The following is a 14670-nucleotide window of genomic DNA, read 5'->3' as shown; positions in this document are numbered from 1 at the left end:
CCGCCCTTTATCGCGCCAGGATATTACTTTCTGGCGCGATAAAAAGTGCGGTCGATTCATGAAATATTTCTACCGATACTCCCACCTCATTTTCCTAATAAATTAATAAAAACAATGGAATAATATAAACAACTATTCTGTTGCCGATCCGCTGGATAAAAAACTTCTATCGTACGCCCGCAAACCGCGTCACGCCTGATTTCAGGTGGATTGACAATGTTTGCAGCAGTGGCATGATGCGCACGAAATCTGAACTCCATCACGGTTTATATCCATGACCATCTACACCCGGCCAGTGCAAATGTTGCTCTGTGGCCTGCTTCTGTTGACCCTGGCGATAGCGGTTTTAAATACGCTTGTCCCGCTTTGGCTCGCCCATGAAAATATGCCGACCTGGCAGGTCGGCATGGTAGGGTCGTCCTACTTTACCGGTAATCTGGTGGGGACATTGCTCGCCGGATGGGTGATTAAGCGTCTGGGTTTTAATCGTAGCTATTATCTGGCATCCATTATTTTTGCCGTGGGCTGCGTTGGGCTCGGCATTACGCTTGGCTTCTGGAGCTGGTTCAGCTGGCGCTTTATCGCGGGCGTCGGCTGCGCGATGATTTGGGTGGTGGTGGAGAGCGCGCTGGTCTGTAGCGGCACTTCGCGGAGCCGCGGTCGCCTGCTGGCGGCGTATATGATGATTTATTACGTTGGCACGGTGCTGGGCCAGTTAATGGTCAGCAAACTGCCGACGGATTTGATGAGCGTCCTGCCGTGGGTGACGGCGCTGGCTCTGGCGGCCATTCTGCCGCTGCTGTTTGCTCGCGTGGCGACTCGGGGCGATGAGCCGCACGAACCGGCGCGTATCTGGCCAATGTTAAGGCTGCGTCAGGCCCGTCACGGGGTCAATGGCTGCATTATTTCCGGTATCGTGCTCGGCTCGCTGTATGGCCTGATGCCGCTGTGGCTTAACCACCAGGGCGTCAGCGATTCCGGCATCGGCTTCTGGATGGCGGTGATGGTGAGCGCAGGCATCGTTGGACAGTGGCCGATTGGTCGGCTCGCCGATCGCTACGGTCGCCTGCTGGTTCTACGCGTCCAGGTGTTTGTGGTGATTCTCGGCTGTCTGGCGATGTTAAGCCAGGCCGCAATGGCGCCTGCGCTGTTCGTGCTGGGCGCTTCCGGCTTCACGCTCTATCCGGTCGCTATGGCCTGGGCCTGTGAAAAAGTGGAGCGTCATCAGCTGGTGGCGATGAACCAGGCGCTGTTACTGAGCTATACCGTGGGCAGCCTGCTTGGGCCAACGCTGACCGCGATGCTGATGCAGAATTTCTCTGACAATCTGCTGTTTATCATGATAGCCAGCGTGTCCTTCATCTACCTGCTGACGCTGCTGCGCAAAGCGGGGCATCACCCTACGCCGGTTGCTCACGCCTGATTGTGGTCGAAAATAGCCAGGAGAGACGCCCCTGGCTATCGATTAATGCGAAGCGAGAAGCGCTTCAAGCTGGGCCTGATTGTGAACCTCGGTGAATCGCCGTAGTCTGTCCTCCTCATCCAGCCAACTGACTAATCGCTGGATTGTCTGAATATGCTGTTCGCTATCGGCCGCCGCCAGTACGACTATCAGCCGAATACCGGGATGCTGCGGAAAATCAACGGCCTTGCGACAGCAAAGCAGCGAAAGCGCGCTGTTTCTGCTCAGCACTCCGGCTTCCGGTCGCGCGTGCGGTAGCGCAAACGCCGGGCTCAGTATATACCAGGGACCATCCTGCTCCGTGGCGCTGATAATAGCCCTGGCATAGCTTCCGGTGATTTTTCCCTGCTGCTCAAGCGGGCGGCAGGCGAGCTGAACGGCGCTGCGCCAGTTCAGGCTGTCGCTGGTGAACTGACAGGCGGAAAATAGCGTCTCTTCCATATATGTTCCCTTTACGCGCGAGCTGACCGGCTCGCCTGGAGGTTAGTGTAGAGCGTTAAATAGCGCTTCTCCCGAGATGCCGTATTTCGCTTTTAGCTGCCTGCTATTACCCGATTCGGTAAATGTGTCCGGCGTTCCCAGCCGAGTGAGGCGGGCCGGATGCACCTTTTGCGCCAGGGTTTCCGCGATCAGTCCGCCGAGGCCGCCGTTTACCGTGTGATTTTCAAGCGTAGCGATAAGCGGGCAGCCTTCAACCAGCCGATAAAATGCCTGCTCGTTAAAGGGCTTGAGGGTTGCAACGTGAATAAGCTTGCCTTTTTTGCCGCTGGCGATCAGCTTTTCATAGCCATCGGTAGCCTGCTCCAGCACCGTCCCTTCAAACAGAATCGCGAAATCGGCGCCGCTATCGGCGATGGCGGCGATATCGCTGACCCGCGGAACGACGCTTTTATCGCGAACCGGCATCGGCTCGCGCGCCACGCGAATATAGACAGGGCCCTTTATTTTGGCCGCTTGCTCAAAGGCCTCGGCGATCTCCTCCGCATCTGCCGGGGTCAGAATGGTTAATCCCGGGAGGACGCGGGTCAGCGCTAAATCCTCCAGCGCATGATGCGAAGCGCCGTCCGGACCATCATCCATACCGGGGTGGCTACCGACGAGTTTAATATTGGCTTTGGCATAGCACGCCTGCCGCAGCTGGGTCCAGGCGGTGCCGGTGACGAACATGGCAAAGTTGACGTAGAAGGGCATAAAGCCCTCCAGCGCCTGGCCGACCGCGAAGCTCATGGCGGAACCTTCCGCAATGCCCATTTCGAAAAAAGCCTCTGGATAGACGGCCTGAAATTGGTCAGTACGGGTGGAGCTGGCTAAATCGCTGTCGATAACAACGACGGGATAGCCCTTTTCTTTAAGGTCAATCAGGGCATTACCGATCTCATCACGGGGCGCTTTCATCACTGTAACTCCTCCATTGCCTGCTGAAATTGTTCTTTACTCGGGGTTTTTGAGTGCCAGTCGCCGTTGTTTTCCATATAGCTGACGCCGGAGCCTTTGGTGGTGTGCGCCACGATAGCGACAGGTTTACCTTTCAGGTGGCGGGATAGCATCAGGGTATCGGCAACCTGATGCATATCATTGCCGTTATGCAGTTCCAGTACATGCCAGCCAAAGCTGCGGATTTTGTCCGCCAGCGGCTCGAGGTTAACGACTTCATTGACCGGATCGTGGGAAGAGAAGCCGTTGTAATCGATGATGGCGACCAGGTTATCCATTTTCATATGCCCGGCCTGCTGTAGCGTCTCCCAGATTTGGCCTTCATGCATTTCACCATCGCCAACGATGGCAAACACCCGGTGCGGATCGTTGCGCCGCTTTTTGGCGGCCGCCATACCCAAAGCAATCGACAGCCCCTGGCCCAGCAGGCCGGTCGTTGCATCGACCTCGGGTAGCGACTTTATGCTCGGGTGACCCTGCAGACGCGAGTTGATCTGTCGGAACGTAGAGAATTCGCTGCGATCGATCTTCCCTTTTTGGTACAGCATGGCGTACTGCGCGGCGACGGCGTGGCCTTTACTCATCACCACGCGCGAGCGGGGAGAGGCGGCCAGATCGACCTCTTGATAATAGAGCCAGGTAAGAATGTCGATTATCGATAATGCTCCGCCCGGATGGCCAATTCCGGACTCGTAAATCAGGGTGACGATCTCGCGGCGGGCGGCAAGCGCGTGGGATTTCAGTTCATCAATGTTCATGTTCTTTCCTTCTTAGGGCAGCATTTTGCCGATGTAGTACACGACCAGACCCAGCGCGACGAAGTCGGTTTCCGGGAAGCTGGTGCCTGAAAGACCGACGGACTCCATAATCGGGTAAATCAGCGCGGGGCCGATGCCGATCAGGATCCCGGTGATGAAGCTCCCGGCAATCGCGCCTTTCCAGCCGCCGGAGGCATTACCAAATACCGCTGCGGTCGCGCCAATGAAGAAGTAGGGGATGGCTACCGGGATAATCACGGTCTGGCCAAGGATCGCCAGAAAGCCCATCACCACCAGCCCGCCGACAAACGAAGAGATAAACCCCAGCACCGTGGCGGTCGGGGCGTAGGGAAAGACCACCGGACAATCAAGCGCGGGTTTGGCGTTAGGGATAAACTTTTCCGAGATGCCAAGGAAGGCCGGAACAATTTCTGACAGCAGCAGGCGTACGCCAGTAATAATGATGTACAGCGAGGCGGTAAAGGTCAGCGACTGAAAGAGCGGGTAAACCAGCCAGTGCATCCCGCCGGCCGCAGCGGTGACCGCGGGTTTCCCGGCGGCGAGCGCGGCGATGTAATAGAAAATGCTCACCGAGATCGACACTGAGACGATGTAGTCTTTAAAGATCCCCAGCCAGCCGGGGAGATTCAGCTTTTCGGTAGATTGTTTAGGATCGCCGACCTTTGAGCCGATCCAGCCGGATGCGGCGTAGGCCAGGGTGACGTAGTGCCCCATCGCGATCTCATCGTTACCGGTAATTTTTCGCATCCACGGCTGCGCAATAGCCGGATAGAGGCAGGCGGCGAGACCCAGCAGGACGGAGCCGACAATGATGGTCGTCATGTCGCTGTAGCCCAGCGCCTTCAGCGTCACGGTAAGCAGCGCGGAGAGATAAAGGTTATGTTGCCCGGTCAGAAAGATGTATTTAAACGGCGTCACGCGGGCAAAGAACAGGTTCCAGCCAAAGCCAATCACCATGATTAGCGATACGCACATGGCGAATTTGGTTTGCGCCAGTCCGGTTAGCGCTTCCGCCAGCGGCATTACGCCCTTCAGGCCAAATCCATCGCTGAATAAGGTCTGAAAATTACCCAGGGAAGTGACCGCCAGACCGGCGCCGCCGGCGAAAACCAGAAAACCGACGATGGTCTTGAAGGTGCCGGAAAGCACTTTTTCAATCGGCTTACGTTGGATTAACAGGCCGATTAATGCAATAAAGCCAACTAAAAGTGGGGTTACGCCCAGAATGTCGAATACAATAAATCTGAGGAAATCCATATTGCCTCCGGGAGAGGTTAGTTGCTTTGAACGATGTCAGTGAGCGCAGACTCCATCTCTTCACTGTTCATCAGGTCGGTAATGCCGACAGCTCTGAATCCGGCGGCTTCGACTTCATCGGTGAGATCGCGCATAGTGATGACAAAATCAATGTCTCGCCAGGTGCGTAAGCCTGAGAGGACATCGTGTTCCAGTTCGATATCCCAGCCGTGTTTGTCGATGATTTTTTGGGCTTTGATTTTGAGCATTAAAGAGCTGCCCATACCGGTACGACAGACTATGAGACCTTTCATTCGATGTTCTCCTGCGTGTAAAAATAATTATTTTTATTTGTTTATGTGAGATAATAATTATTATCTTTACCGCAGGCCGAAAGATGTGACTGTGTTTGCATTTTGAGCAAATAGGGCGAAAAATGAGCTATATAGACAACAACTTGTTGATTAGCATAAGAAATGGAGCTTCAGGGCTAAGCCCAATACTGGAGAAAGTGGGCCGTTTTATTACGGAGAATCCTGACTTTGTGATGCGTCACACGATTTCAGAACTGGCCGACTCCATTGATACCAGTGAGGGCAGCATCACCCGTTTTTGTCGGGCCTTTGGTTTTAAAGGTTTCTCGGATTTCAGAACCGCGCTGGCGATGGAGCAGGGCGCCGCGCGTTTGGAAGATAGCGGTAGCCACGAGAGCGAAGAGATTGCGCCGGTGCTGGCGAGCATTCGCGACAGTAATGCCATTGTCGATAGCCAGGAGCTGAAAGCCGCGGCTGACTGGCTTAACGCCCTGAACAGCATCGCTATCTATGCCGTGGGCACGGCGGTGCCGGTGGCGTTATTCCTGCAGATGAACCTCATCAATATGGGTAAGGCGGCAAGCTTTGTCGATCGCTCCTACCCGGCGGCGATGCCGTTGCTTTCTGATAACCAGAAAACCGGCATTATTGTGGTGCATAGCGAACAGGCGTCGGCGGATATGATGCAGGCCCTGTCGCTGGCAAAGCAGCAGGGCGTTAAAATATTGTCGCTGACCCGCGGGACGTTTGCGCCGCTGGCCCGTTTGTCTGACTGGAATCTTCAGGCGGCGGTGGCCCTACAAGGGGAAGGCGAATCGGGGTTTGCGGAAATTGCCGGGGCAATGATGGTGGCTGACCGGATACTGAGCGCGCTTGAAGAGCAGGATGAACGCTATGCGGAATACCGTAAAGCGCATCAGAAGCGGATTTTCTCAATTGAGAGCGTGGCGAATAAGCTGTCGGAATATTTTATGTCCTGATGCTTATCGCTGGAGGAGAAACCCGGTAGCGCAAGGTCTACCGGGAGATAACCTTAGTACATCACCTTATGACCGTACTGCTCGAGAATACCCTTCACGCGTTCCATGGTCTCTTTCTTCGGCGGATGGACGCCATCCAGCTTGTACTCTTCGCCCATGGCTACCCATTTGTGTTTGCCCAGCTCATGGTACGGCAGCAGTTCAATCTTCTCGACGTTGCCCATGTCACGGGTAAACTCGCCCAGGCGATGCGCGGAATCGTCGTCGTCGGACCAGCCCGGGACCACAACGTAGCGGATCCAGACGTTGATGTTTTTGTTTGACAGGTAACGGGCAAACTCCAGCGTCCGATGGTTAGAGACGCCAACCAGATTCTGGTGAATTTCATCATTCATTTGCTTGAGATCGAGCATCACCAGATCGGTGACTTCCAGCAGTTCATCAATAACCGGGTCGTAGCGGCGCACAAAGCCGTTGGTATCGAGACAGGTATGAATACCTTCTTTCTTGCAGGCGCGGAACCAGTCGCGAACAAATTCGGCCTGCAGGATAGCCTCGCCGCCGGATGCCGTCACGCCGCCGCCGGAAGCGTTCATAAAGTGGCGATAGGTCACCACCTCTTTCATCAGCTCTTCAACGGTAATCTCTTTGCCGCCGTGGGTATCCCAGGTGTCGCGGTTGTGGCAATAGAGGCAGCGCATCAGGCAGCCCTGGAAGAAGGTGATAAAGCGGATCCCCGGGCCATCGACGGTGCCACAGGATTCAAAGGAGTGAATGCGACCAATTGTTGACATTGCGGTGATATCTCCGAATTTGGCCCATCCGGGGCCTATGTAGATGCACAGCTCAAAGGCTATGTCGAGTCTGTTTTGGCTGTTATCCATAAAGTATAGACAGCAGACAAAAGAGACTGGGGCAGGATGATATTGCTAAAAAGGCCCCACTTGCGTGGAGCCTTTATTGTACGCTTATTACTGTACGATTTCAGTCAATACCATTACATGGTCTGAGTGAAGGTACGAGTAATCACGTCCTGCTGCTGTTCTTTAGTCAGGGAGTTAAAACGTACTGCGTAGCCGGATACGCGGATGGTCAGCTGCGGATATTTTTCCGGGTTTTCCATCGCGTCGAGCAGCATCTCGCGGTTCATGACGTTGACGTTCAGATGCTGACCACCTTCGATGGACGCTTCGTGGTGGAAGTAACCATCCATCAGGCCGGCAAGGTTAGTTTTACGCACTTCGTCGTCTTTGCCCAGCGCGTTTGGCACGATAGAGAAGGTGTAAGAAATACCATCTTTCGCGTAAGCAAACGGCAGTTTCGCAACGGAGGTCAGAGAGGCAACAGCACCTTTCTGGTCACGACCGTGCATCGGGTTAGCACCTGGTCCGAACGGAGCGCCAGCGCGACGACCGTCAGGGGTGTTACCGGTTTTCTTACCATACACAACGTTAGAGGTGATGGTCAGCACGGACTGAGTCGGGATAGCGTTGCGGTAGGTGTGCAGTTTCTGAATTTTCTTCATGAAACGTTCAACCAGGTCAACGGCCATATCATCGACGCGAGAGTCGTTGTTACCAAACTGCGGGTATTCGCCTTCGATTTCGAAGTCGACAGCCAGACCGTTTTCGTCACGAATCGGTTTAACTTTCGCATATTTGATTGCAGACAGGGAGTCAGCCGCAACGGACAGACCTGCGATACCGCATGCCATGGTGCGGATAACATCACGGTCGTGCAGCGCCATCAGTGAAGCTTCGTAGCTGTACTTGTCGTGCATGTAGTGGATGATGTTCAGCGCAGTGACGTACTGTTTAGCCAGCCAGTCCATGAAGTGATCCATGCGCTCCATCACTTCGTCGAAGTTCAGGACGTCGCCTTTGATCGGTTCAGATTTAGGACCAACCTGCATTTTCAGTTTTTCATCAACGCCGCCGTTGATTGCGTACAGCATGGTTTTCGCCAGGTTAGCGCGAGCACCGAAGAACTGCATTTGCTTACCAACAACCATCGGGCTTACGCAGCAAGCGATAGCATAGTCATCGTTGTTGAAGTCAGGACGCATCAGATCATCGTTCTCGTACTGCAGAGAAGAGGTATCGATGGACACTTTCGCAGCGTATTTTTTGAAGCTCAGCGGCAGTTTTTCAGACCACAGAATGGTGATGTTCGGCTCCGGAGACGGCCCCATGGTGTACAGGGTGTTCAGGAAACGGAAGCTGTTTTTGGTGACCAGAGTACGGCCGTCAACGCCCATACCGCCGATAGATTCGGTTGCCCAAATCGGGTCGCCAGAGAACAGTTCATCATATTCAGGAGTACGCAGGAAACGAACCATACGCAGTTTCATGACCAGGTGGTCAATCATTTCCTGTGCGTCTTGCTCGGTGATTTTACCGGCTTTCAGGTCACGTTCGATGAAGATGTCCAGGAAGCTGGAGGTACGACCGAAGGACATTGCTGCGCCGTTCTGAGATTTAACGGCAGCCAGGTAACCGAAGTAGGTCCACTGGATAGCTTCCTGAGCGGTGGTTGCAGGACCAGAGATATCGCAGCCGTATTTAGCCGCCATTTCTTTGATCTGACCCAGCGCGCGGTGCTGTTCAGAGATTTCTTCACGCAGACGGATGGTTGCTTCCAGATCTTCGCCGTTTTCCAGTTTCTCTTGCAGAGAAACGAACTGAGCGTATTTGTCTTTCATCAGGAAGTCGATACCGTACAGCGCAACGCGACGGTAGTCACCGATGATACGACCACGGCCATAGGCATCCGGCAGACCAGTCAGAACGCCAGATTTACGGCAGTTCAGGATGTCTTTGGTGTATACGTCAAACACGCCCTGGTTATGAGTTTTGCGGTATTCGGTGAAGATTTTCTTCAGCATCGGGTCCAGCTCGCGATCGTACGCTTTGCAGGAACCTTCTACCATTTTGATACCACCGAACGGGATAATCGCACGTTTCAGCGGCGCTTCAGTCTGCAGGCCAACGATTTTCTCGAGACCTTTCTCGATGTAGCCAGCGTCATGAGAAGTGATGGTGGACGCAAGGGAAGTATCAAAATCAACAGGCGCGTGAGTGCGGTTTTCCTGTTTAACGCCTTCCATTACGGTGTCCCACAGCTTGGTGGTCGCGTCAGTTGCGCCAGCCAGGAAGGACTCGTCACCTTCGTACGGGGTATAGTTTTTCTGGATGAAGTCGCGTACGTTGACTTCGTTCTGCCAGTCACCTTTCGCAAAACCTTCCCAGGCTGTGGCTAACTTTTCATTAAGCTCGGACATGTAACACCTACCTTCTTAAGTGGATTTTTTATTTACTGCCTGAAACAACCCTTAGTGATGGTCGTCGCCACGCAGGTAAATGACCCAGTATGTCAACCCAACCAGCAGACCACCGCCGATGATGTTCCCGATAGTTACCGGAATCAGGTTATCAGTGATGAAGTTCATGACGGTCAGGTGAGAGAAACTCTCCGGAGTTGAACCAACTGCGGTCCAGAATTCCGGGCTTGCAAAGTCGCGGATAACGATACCCAGCGGGATCATAAACATGTTCGCGATACTATGCTCAAACCCGCTGGCAACAAACATTGCCACCGGTAAAACCATAATCATGGCTTTATCCATCAGGCTACGGCCGGAGTAACTCATCCATACCGCAAGGCAGACCATCAGGTTTGCCAGGATACCCAGGCACACGGCTTCAACAAAAGTATGGTGCATTTTGTGGTCGGCGGTTTGCAGAACGTTAAGTCCCCATTGACCGTTGGCAGTCATATATTCGCCTGAAAGCCACATCAGCAATACAAACAGTAAGCAACCAATCAGGTTACCAACATAGACGTTGAGCCAGTTTTTCGCCAGTTGACCCCATGTGATTCTTCCGCTGGCTTTCGCGACAACGATAAGAACGGTTGAGGTAAACAAGTCGGCACCGCAAATAACGCAGAGAATCAAACCCAGTGAGAAGCAGATGCCCCCAATCAGTTTGGCAACCCCGAATGGCATCCCGGCCGTGCCGGTTGTCGCGGTAATATAGAAAACAAAAGCGATAGAGATGAAGACACCTGCGGTGATAGCCAGATAAAACGTCTTTATCGGATGTTTTGTCGCTTTATAGACGCCCGCTTCTTCGGCGACTTTCGCCATGGCAGCAGGGAGTAAAAGATCAAAAGGGTTGTCAGCTTTCACACTAACTCTCTCTTTATGTAAGTTGGCGGTGAGATACTAACAAAGCATTATAGAAGGGAATTTGATGTAGATCATATCCTACCGGAACTATAGGCCTTTTTAGTGTGTGGGTTTGCTTATTTTTTTAGTTAACTTTTTGTTTTTTAATAAAAAAATAAATTTTAAAATTTACAAATAATGTTGATTATTTTCATTTTGCCCCCGTTTTTCGGTTAATTAAAATGGGGTATTTTTATTAAAATTAACAATATTTGCGGCAGTATTTTATTATTTCTCACCACTAATTAACTTTATAGCTACAACATCGGCGGAAATAGTGCAAAACAGGAAAAAGGGGTCGCAGTCGACCCCCTGTTATCGTCATTTTAACGGAAGAAACGCTTTATTTAGCCCAAAATGCGGCTTTCGCGCGCTGTAGCTTTTCATAGGCCTTCAATAACGACTGATGAGCCGGGAAAGCCATCAAATCGCTGTCAACGGCCTGCAGCCCATAAAACGGTGCTTCTCCGCTGAGCGCGGCGCTGGCAGCTTCTACGGCATCGGCGCCGTACATGCGCACAAAAGCGTTCAGATACTGCAGCGGCTGACGCTCTTCTTCCTGGCTCAGTAGCAGCAGGGTTTGCAGGCAGCGGTAGTAATTGGCGCGCTCGGCGCTAAAGATGGAGGCGTTGAACTCCATCGTCCACTCGGTCCAGATCAACGCCTGCTCGAGATCGCCGCCCGCCAGCGCCAGCATTGCTTTCAGCTCGCCAATGCGCAGGGTATACCAGCCGTTGTCTTTGCCGGTCGCCAGACCCAGCAGTTCGCGCACGCGGGTGAAATCATCGAGGCCTTCATCGTCCATTTGTTCGATAAGCGCCAGATAATCTTCTTTTTCCCACTCGCTTTCCGGCAGGGAAAGAATCGTTTCCCGCAGAGGCGCGCCCATGCTGTTATTCGCCAGCCAAAGGTCTTCCGCCGGATAGATATCAGACATGCCCGGGACAATGATTCGGCAGGCGTAGACGCTCAGGTGTTCGTAATCGGCGATGTAAACTTCTTTATCTTCTTGTTTAAAGATAGCCATCAGAGTGGCGAACTCTTCATCCGTGGTCCCGGAGAAGCTCCAGTCCACGAACGGATAGTCGGCATCCTGCTTAAACATATCCCAGGAGATCAGGCCGCTGGAGTCGATAAAGTGCGTTTCAAGGTTCGCATGTTCGGCGACTTCTTCATCATCGAAGGTTGGCGGCGTGAAAACGTCGAGATCTTTCAGGCTGCGGCCCTGTAGCAGTTCGGTAACGGTACGTTCCAGCGCCACGCCGAAATCGGGATGTGCGCCGAAAGAGGCGAAACAGGTGCCGTTAGCCGGGTTAAACAGTACGACGCAGATAACCGGATATTTGCCGCCGAGCGAACCATCATATGCGAAAATCGGGAAGCCTTCGGCCTCCAGCTTATTGATCGATTCTACTACGCCCGGATACCGCGCCATCACCTCCGCAGGGATCTCCGGCAGGCTGATGCTCTCGGCGATAATGCGGTTCTTAATATGGCGTTCAAACACTTCCGAAAGCCCCTGAACGCGGGCTTCGTTGCGGGTGTTGCCCGCGGACATCCCGTTAGAAACGTACAGGTTGCCGACGATATTCATCGGAATATAGATCGTTTCACCATCAGACTGACGGGTGAACGGCAGGCCACAGACGCCGCGCTCGTCATTACCAGACTGCAGATCCACCAGCATGCTGGCGGTTAACTGCTCGTCAGGATCGTAGAACGCGCGCAGGCGGGCATCCAGCAGGCCTTCCGGCACGTCGTCATCGTCGGTTAACGGGAACCATTTTTCATTAGGGTAATGGACGAAAGGGCCATTCGCGATGGTCTCGCCCAGCCAGAAATCGGCAAAGAAATAGTTAGTCGAGAGGCGCTCAAAGTACTCTCCGAGCGCGGAGGCCAGCGCGGCTTTTTTGGTGGCGCCTTTGCCGTTGGTGAAGCACAGGGCGCACTCTTTATCGCGGATATGCACTGACCAGACGTGCGGTACCGGGTTGAGCCATGAGGCCTCTTCAATATCAAATCCGAGGTCGAGCAACTTCTGCTGGAAGCGAGCGATGGAATCTTCCAGGGCGGCATCTTTGCCGGGTATAAATGTTTGAGTCATGGCGGTCACTTTTATCGTACGTAAAGCGCGCAATGATACGGGTTTTAGATGACGGGTGCTATCTCCATCGTCTGGCTATGCTTATGTCACTCAATAACTGTTCAGGCGTAAAACATGAAGACATTTGACTGGCATCGTATGGCACTGGATAAAGTGCCCGTGGAATTTCTGGCCGAGGTGGCATTACGGAGCCTCTACACCTTCGTACTGGTATTTATTTTTCTCAAGATAACCGGGCGGCGGGGCGTTCGTCAGATGTCTCTGTTCGAAGTGCTCATCATTTTGACTCTCGGTTCGGCCGCGGGCGACGTCGCATTTTACGATGACGTCCCTATGCTGCCGGTACTGGCGGTTTTTATTACGCTGGCGCTGCTGTATCGATTGATTATGTGGCTGATGGGGCATAGCGAAAAACTTGAGGATCTGCTGGAAGGCAAGCCGATTATTGTTGTGGAAAACGGCGAGCTGGCATGGGAGAAACTGCAGGCGGAAAACATGACCGAATTTGAATTTTTTATGGAGCTGAGAATCAGCGGGGTTGAACAACTGGGACAGGTGCGGCTGGCTATTCTGGAAACCAACGGCCAGATCAGCCTCTATTTCTACGAGGATGAAGATGTTAAAGCCGGACTCTCCATTCTTCCTTCCCGCTTTACCGATCGTTTTACCACTATTCCCCGGGACGACCATTATGCCTGCGTTCGCTGTAGCGCAATCCTTACGCTACGCGCCGGGGATAAACAATTATGCCCTCGCTGCGCAAATGCAGAATGGTCGAAGGTCAGCCGGGCAAAAAGAGTCACTTGACAGCAATTATGTCGGTTTTATGACGTCAAGCTGGCAGATTCTTTTGTGTGAGCGAGGCCGCATTTCCCCGACGCTCAGTTTTAGCCATTGCGGTGCGTGTCACTGAATGATAAAACCGATAGCCACAGGAATAACTTATGCCCGCGACGGTTCGCGGGTAAATAACATAGCAAGTGGTGAGGGGAAATGGCTCAGGTCTATAACTTCAGTTCAGGCCCGGCAATGCTGCCGGCGGAAGTACTCAAACTGGCGCAAAAGGAACTGTGCGACTGGAACGGTTTGGGAACGTCGGTGATGGAAATCAGCCACCGTGGCAAAGAGTTCATTAAGGTGGCTGAAGAGGCGGAACAGGATTTTCGCTCCCTGCTCAATATTCCTTCCAATTATAAAGTTTTATTCTGCCACGGCGGCGGTCGCGGACAGTTTGCCGGTATCCCGCTGAACCTGCTTGGCGATAAAACCGTTGCCGACTACGTCGATGCCGGCTACTGGGCGGCCAGCGCGGTAAAAGAAGCGCATAAATACTGCACGCCGAACGTGATCGACGCCAAAATTACCGTTGACGGCCTGCGCGCGGTTAAACCGATGAGCGAATGGCAGCTGACTCCGGGCGCTGCCTACCTGCACTACTGTCCGAACGAAACCATTGACGGTATTGCCATTGAAGAAGCGCCAAACTTTGGCGACGATGTGGTCGTCACGGCGGATTTGTCATCGACGATTTTATCCCGTGAAATTGACGTTAGCCGCTATGGCGTGATCTACGCCGGCGCGCAGAAAAACATCGGCCCTGCTGGTCTGACGCTGATTATTGTGCGCGAAGATCTGCTGGGTAAAGCCAGTGTAGCCTGCCCATCGATTCTGGATTACTCCATTCTGTCCGCCAATGACTCCATGTTTAACACGCCGCCGACATTTGCCTGGTACCTGTCAGGTCTGGTGTTTAAATGGCTGAAAGAGCAGGGCGGGGTTGCCGCTATGGATAAAATCAACCAGCAGAAAGCCGACCTGCTCTATAGCACCATCGATAACAGCGCTTTCTATCGCAACGATGTCGCTGCGGCGAACCGCTCGCGCATGAACGTGCCGTTCCAGCTGGCGGACAGCGCGCTTGATAAACTGTTCCTCGAAGAGTCCTTTGCCGCCGGTCTGCATGCGCTGAAGGGCCACCGCGTCGTGGGCGGCATGCGTGCTTCCATCTATAACGCCATGCCGCTGGCGGGCGTGAAGGCGCTGACCGACTTTATGCAGGACTTCGAACGCCGTCACGGTTAATCGCTGTCGTGTTTTTCATCCCCGTAGCCGCTCTGCGGGGTTTTTATTCTG

General features: G+C 53.3%; 13 protein-coding genes. 4 read left to right on the top strand and 9 right to left on the bottom strand.

What is annotated here, in order from left to right; all coding sequences use genetic code 11:
- Positions 1–274 precede the first annotated feature (274 nt).
- Entirely contained in the window at positions 275–1423 is a 1149-nt protein-coding gene (locus tag ACE3MN_RS17625; protein WP_004871688.1) for an MFS transporter, read from the top strand.
- 42 nt (positions 1424–1465) lie between these two features.
- Here ACE3MN_RS17625 and ACE3MN_RS17620 read toward each other — a convergent pair whose 3' ends face one another.
- From ACE3MN_RS17620 to ACE3MN_RS17600, 5 genes are read right to left on the bottom strand one after another with little or no spacing between them, the layout of a single operon-like run.
- On the bottom strand, positions 1466–1903 hold the full coding sequence (locus ACE3MN_RS17620) for a PTS sugar transporter subunit IIA (RefSeq protein WP_004871686.1): 438 nt from the start codon (positions 1901–1903) through the stop codon (positions 1466–1468).
- Between the two features lie 42 nt (positions 1904–1945).
- On the bottom strand, positions 1946–2857 hold the full coding sequence (locus ACE3MN_RS17615; protein ID WP_102650053.1) for a transketolase family protein: 912 nt from the start codon (positions 2855–2857) through the stop codon (positions 1946–1948).
- Positions 2857–3654 carry a transketolase gene (locus tag ACE3MN_RS17610; protein WP_004871681.1) on the bottom strand — a complete coding sequence of 266 codons (798 nt, stop codon included), beginning with the start codon at positions 3652–3654 and terminating at the stop codon, positions 2857–2859. The genes ACE3MN_RS17615 and ACE3MN_RS17610 overlap by 1 nt, the downstream gene beginning before the upstream one ends.
- A 12-nt stretch (positions 3655–3666) precedes the next feature.
- Positions 3667–4932 (bottom strand): PTS ascorbate transporter subunit IIC, encoded by a 1266-nt coding sequence (locus tag ACE3MN_RS17605; RefSeq protein WP_102650052.1) that lies wholly within the window; start codon positions 4930–4932, stop codon positions 3667–3669.
- A 17-nt stretch (positions 4933–4949) separates the two neighbouring features.
- Positions 4950–5225 carry a PTS sugar transporter subunit IIB gene (locus ACE3MN_RS17600; protein ID WP_004100672.1) on the bottom strand — a complete coding sequence of 92 codons (276 nt, stop codon included), beginning with the start codon at positions 5223–5225 and terminating at the stop codon, positions 4950–4952.
- 122 nt (positions 5226–5347) lie between these two features.
- Here ACE3MN_RS17600 and ACE3MN_RS17595 point away from each other — a divergent pair, with 122 nt between their 5' ends.
- The gene (locus ACE3MN_RS17595) at positions 5348–6205 is read left to right on the top strand and encodes a MurR/RpiR family transcriptional regulator (protein ID WP_098066999.1); all 858 of its coding nucleotides are present in this window, start codon (positions 5348–5350) and stop codon (positions 6203–6205) included.
- Positions 6206–6258: 53 nt separating this feature from the next.
- On the opposite strand, the gene pflA is transcribed toward ACE3MN_RS17595, so the two are convergent.
- The 4 genes from pflA to ycaO form a co-directional block, all read right to left on the bottom strand.
- Positions 6259–6999: a pyruvate formate lyase 1-activating protein gene (gene pflA / locus ACE3MN_RS17590; RefSeq protein ID WP_004871674.1), complete on the bottom strand. Its 741-nt coding sequence runs from the start codon at positions 6997–6999 to the stop codon at positions 6259–6261.
- A gap of 203 nt (positions 7000–7202) precedes the next feature.
- A complete protein-coding gene (gene pflB / locus ACE3MN_RS17585) occupies positions 7203–9485 on the bottom strand; it encodes a formate C-acetyltransferase (protein WP_024360081.1) in 2283 nt (760 codons plus the stop codon).
- 51 nt (positions 9486–9536) lie between these two features.
- Positions 9537–10394: a formate transporter FocA gene (gene focA / locus ACE3MN_RS17580; RefSeq protein WP_004849465.1), complete on the bottom strand. Its 858-nt coding sequence runs from the start codon at positions 10392–10394 to the stop codon at positions 9537–9539.
- 382 nt (positions 10395–10776) lie between these two features.
- Positions 10777–12537, bottom strand: a complete 1761-nt coding sequence (gene ycaO, locus ACE3MN_RS17575) for a 30S ribosomal protein S12 methylthiotransferase accessory factor YcaO (RefSeq protein WP_004871670.1) — start codon at positions 12535–12537, stop codon at positions 10777–10779.
- A 114-nt stretch (positions 12538–12651) separates the two neighbouring features.
- Here ycaO and ACE3MN_RS17570 point away from each other — a divergent pair, with 114 nt between their 5' ends.
- Both ACE3MN_RS17570 and serC read left to right on the top strand, forming a co-directional pair.
- Entirely contained in the window at positions 12652–13344 is a 693-nt protein-coding gene (locus tag ACE3MN_RS17570) for a DUF421 domain-containing protein (protein ID WP_024360079.1), read from the top strand.
- 186 nt (positions 13345–13530) lie between these two features.
- Positions 13531–14619 carry a 3-phosphoserine/phosphohydroxythreonine transaminase gene (gene serC / locus ACE3MN_RS17565; RefSeq protein WP_024360078.1) on the top strand — a complete coding sequence of 363 codons (1089 nt, stop codon included), beginning with the start codon at positions 13531–13533 and terminating at the stop codon, positions 14617–14619.
- Positions 14620–14670 lie beyond the last annotated feature (51 nt).

The organism is Klebsiella grimontii (genome assembly GCF_042137965.1).
GTDB lineage: Bacteria > Pseudomonadota > Gammaproteobacteria > Enterobacterales > Enterobacteriaceae > Klebsiella > Klebsiella grimontii.
This window is presented reverse-complemented; position numbering and strand designations above follow the sequence as displayed.

Coding starts and splice junctions, on each gene's coding strand:
- ACE3MN_RS17625 (WP_004871688.1), top strand. CDS start 275: ATGACCATCTACACCCGGCCAGTGCAAATGTTGCTCTGTGGCCTGCTT.
- ACE3MN_RS17620 (WP_004871686.1), bottom strand. CDS start 1,903: ATGGAAGAGACGCTATTTTCCGCCTGTCAGTTCACCAGCGACAGCCTG.
- ACE3MN_RS17615 (WP_102650053.1), bottom strand. CDS start 2,857: ATGAAAGCGCCCCGTGATGAGATCGGTAATGCCCTGATTGACCTTAAA.
- ACE3MN_RS17610 (WP_004871681.1), bottom strand. CDS start 3,654: ATGAACATTGATGAACTGAAATCCCACGCGCTTGCCGCCCGCCGCGAG.
- ACE3MN_RS17605 (WP_102650052.1), bottom strand. CDS start 4,932: ATGGATTTCCTCAGATTTATTGTATTCGACATTCTGGGCGTAACCCCA.
- ACE3MN_RS17600 (WP_004100672.1), bottom strand. CDS start 5,225: ATGAAAGGTCTCATAGTCTGTCGTACCGGTATGGGCAGCTCTTTAATG.
- ACE3MN_RS17595 (WP_098066999.1), top strand. CDS start 5,348: ATGAGCTATATAGACAACAACTTGTTGATTAGCATAAGAAATGGAGCT.
- pflA (WP_004871674.1), bottom strand. CDS start 6,999: ATGTCAACAATTGGTCGCATTCACTCCTTTGAATCCTGTGGCACCGTC.
- pflB (WP_024360081.1), bottom strand. CDS start 9,485: ATGTCCGAGCTTAATGAAAAGTTAGCCACAGCCTGGGAAGGTTTTGCG.
- ycaO (WP_004871670.1), bottom strand. CDS start 12,537: ATGACTCAAACATTTATACCCGGCAAAGATGCCGCCCTGGAAGATTCC.
- ACE3MN_RS17570 (WP_024360079.1), top strand. CDS start 12,652: ATGAAGACATTTGACTGGCATCGTATGGCACTGGATAAAGTGCCCGTG.
- serC (WP_024360078.1), top strand. CDS start 13,531: ATGGCTCAGGTCTATAACTTCAGTTCAGGCCCGGCAATGCTGCCGGCG.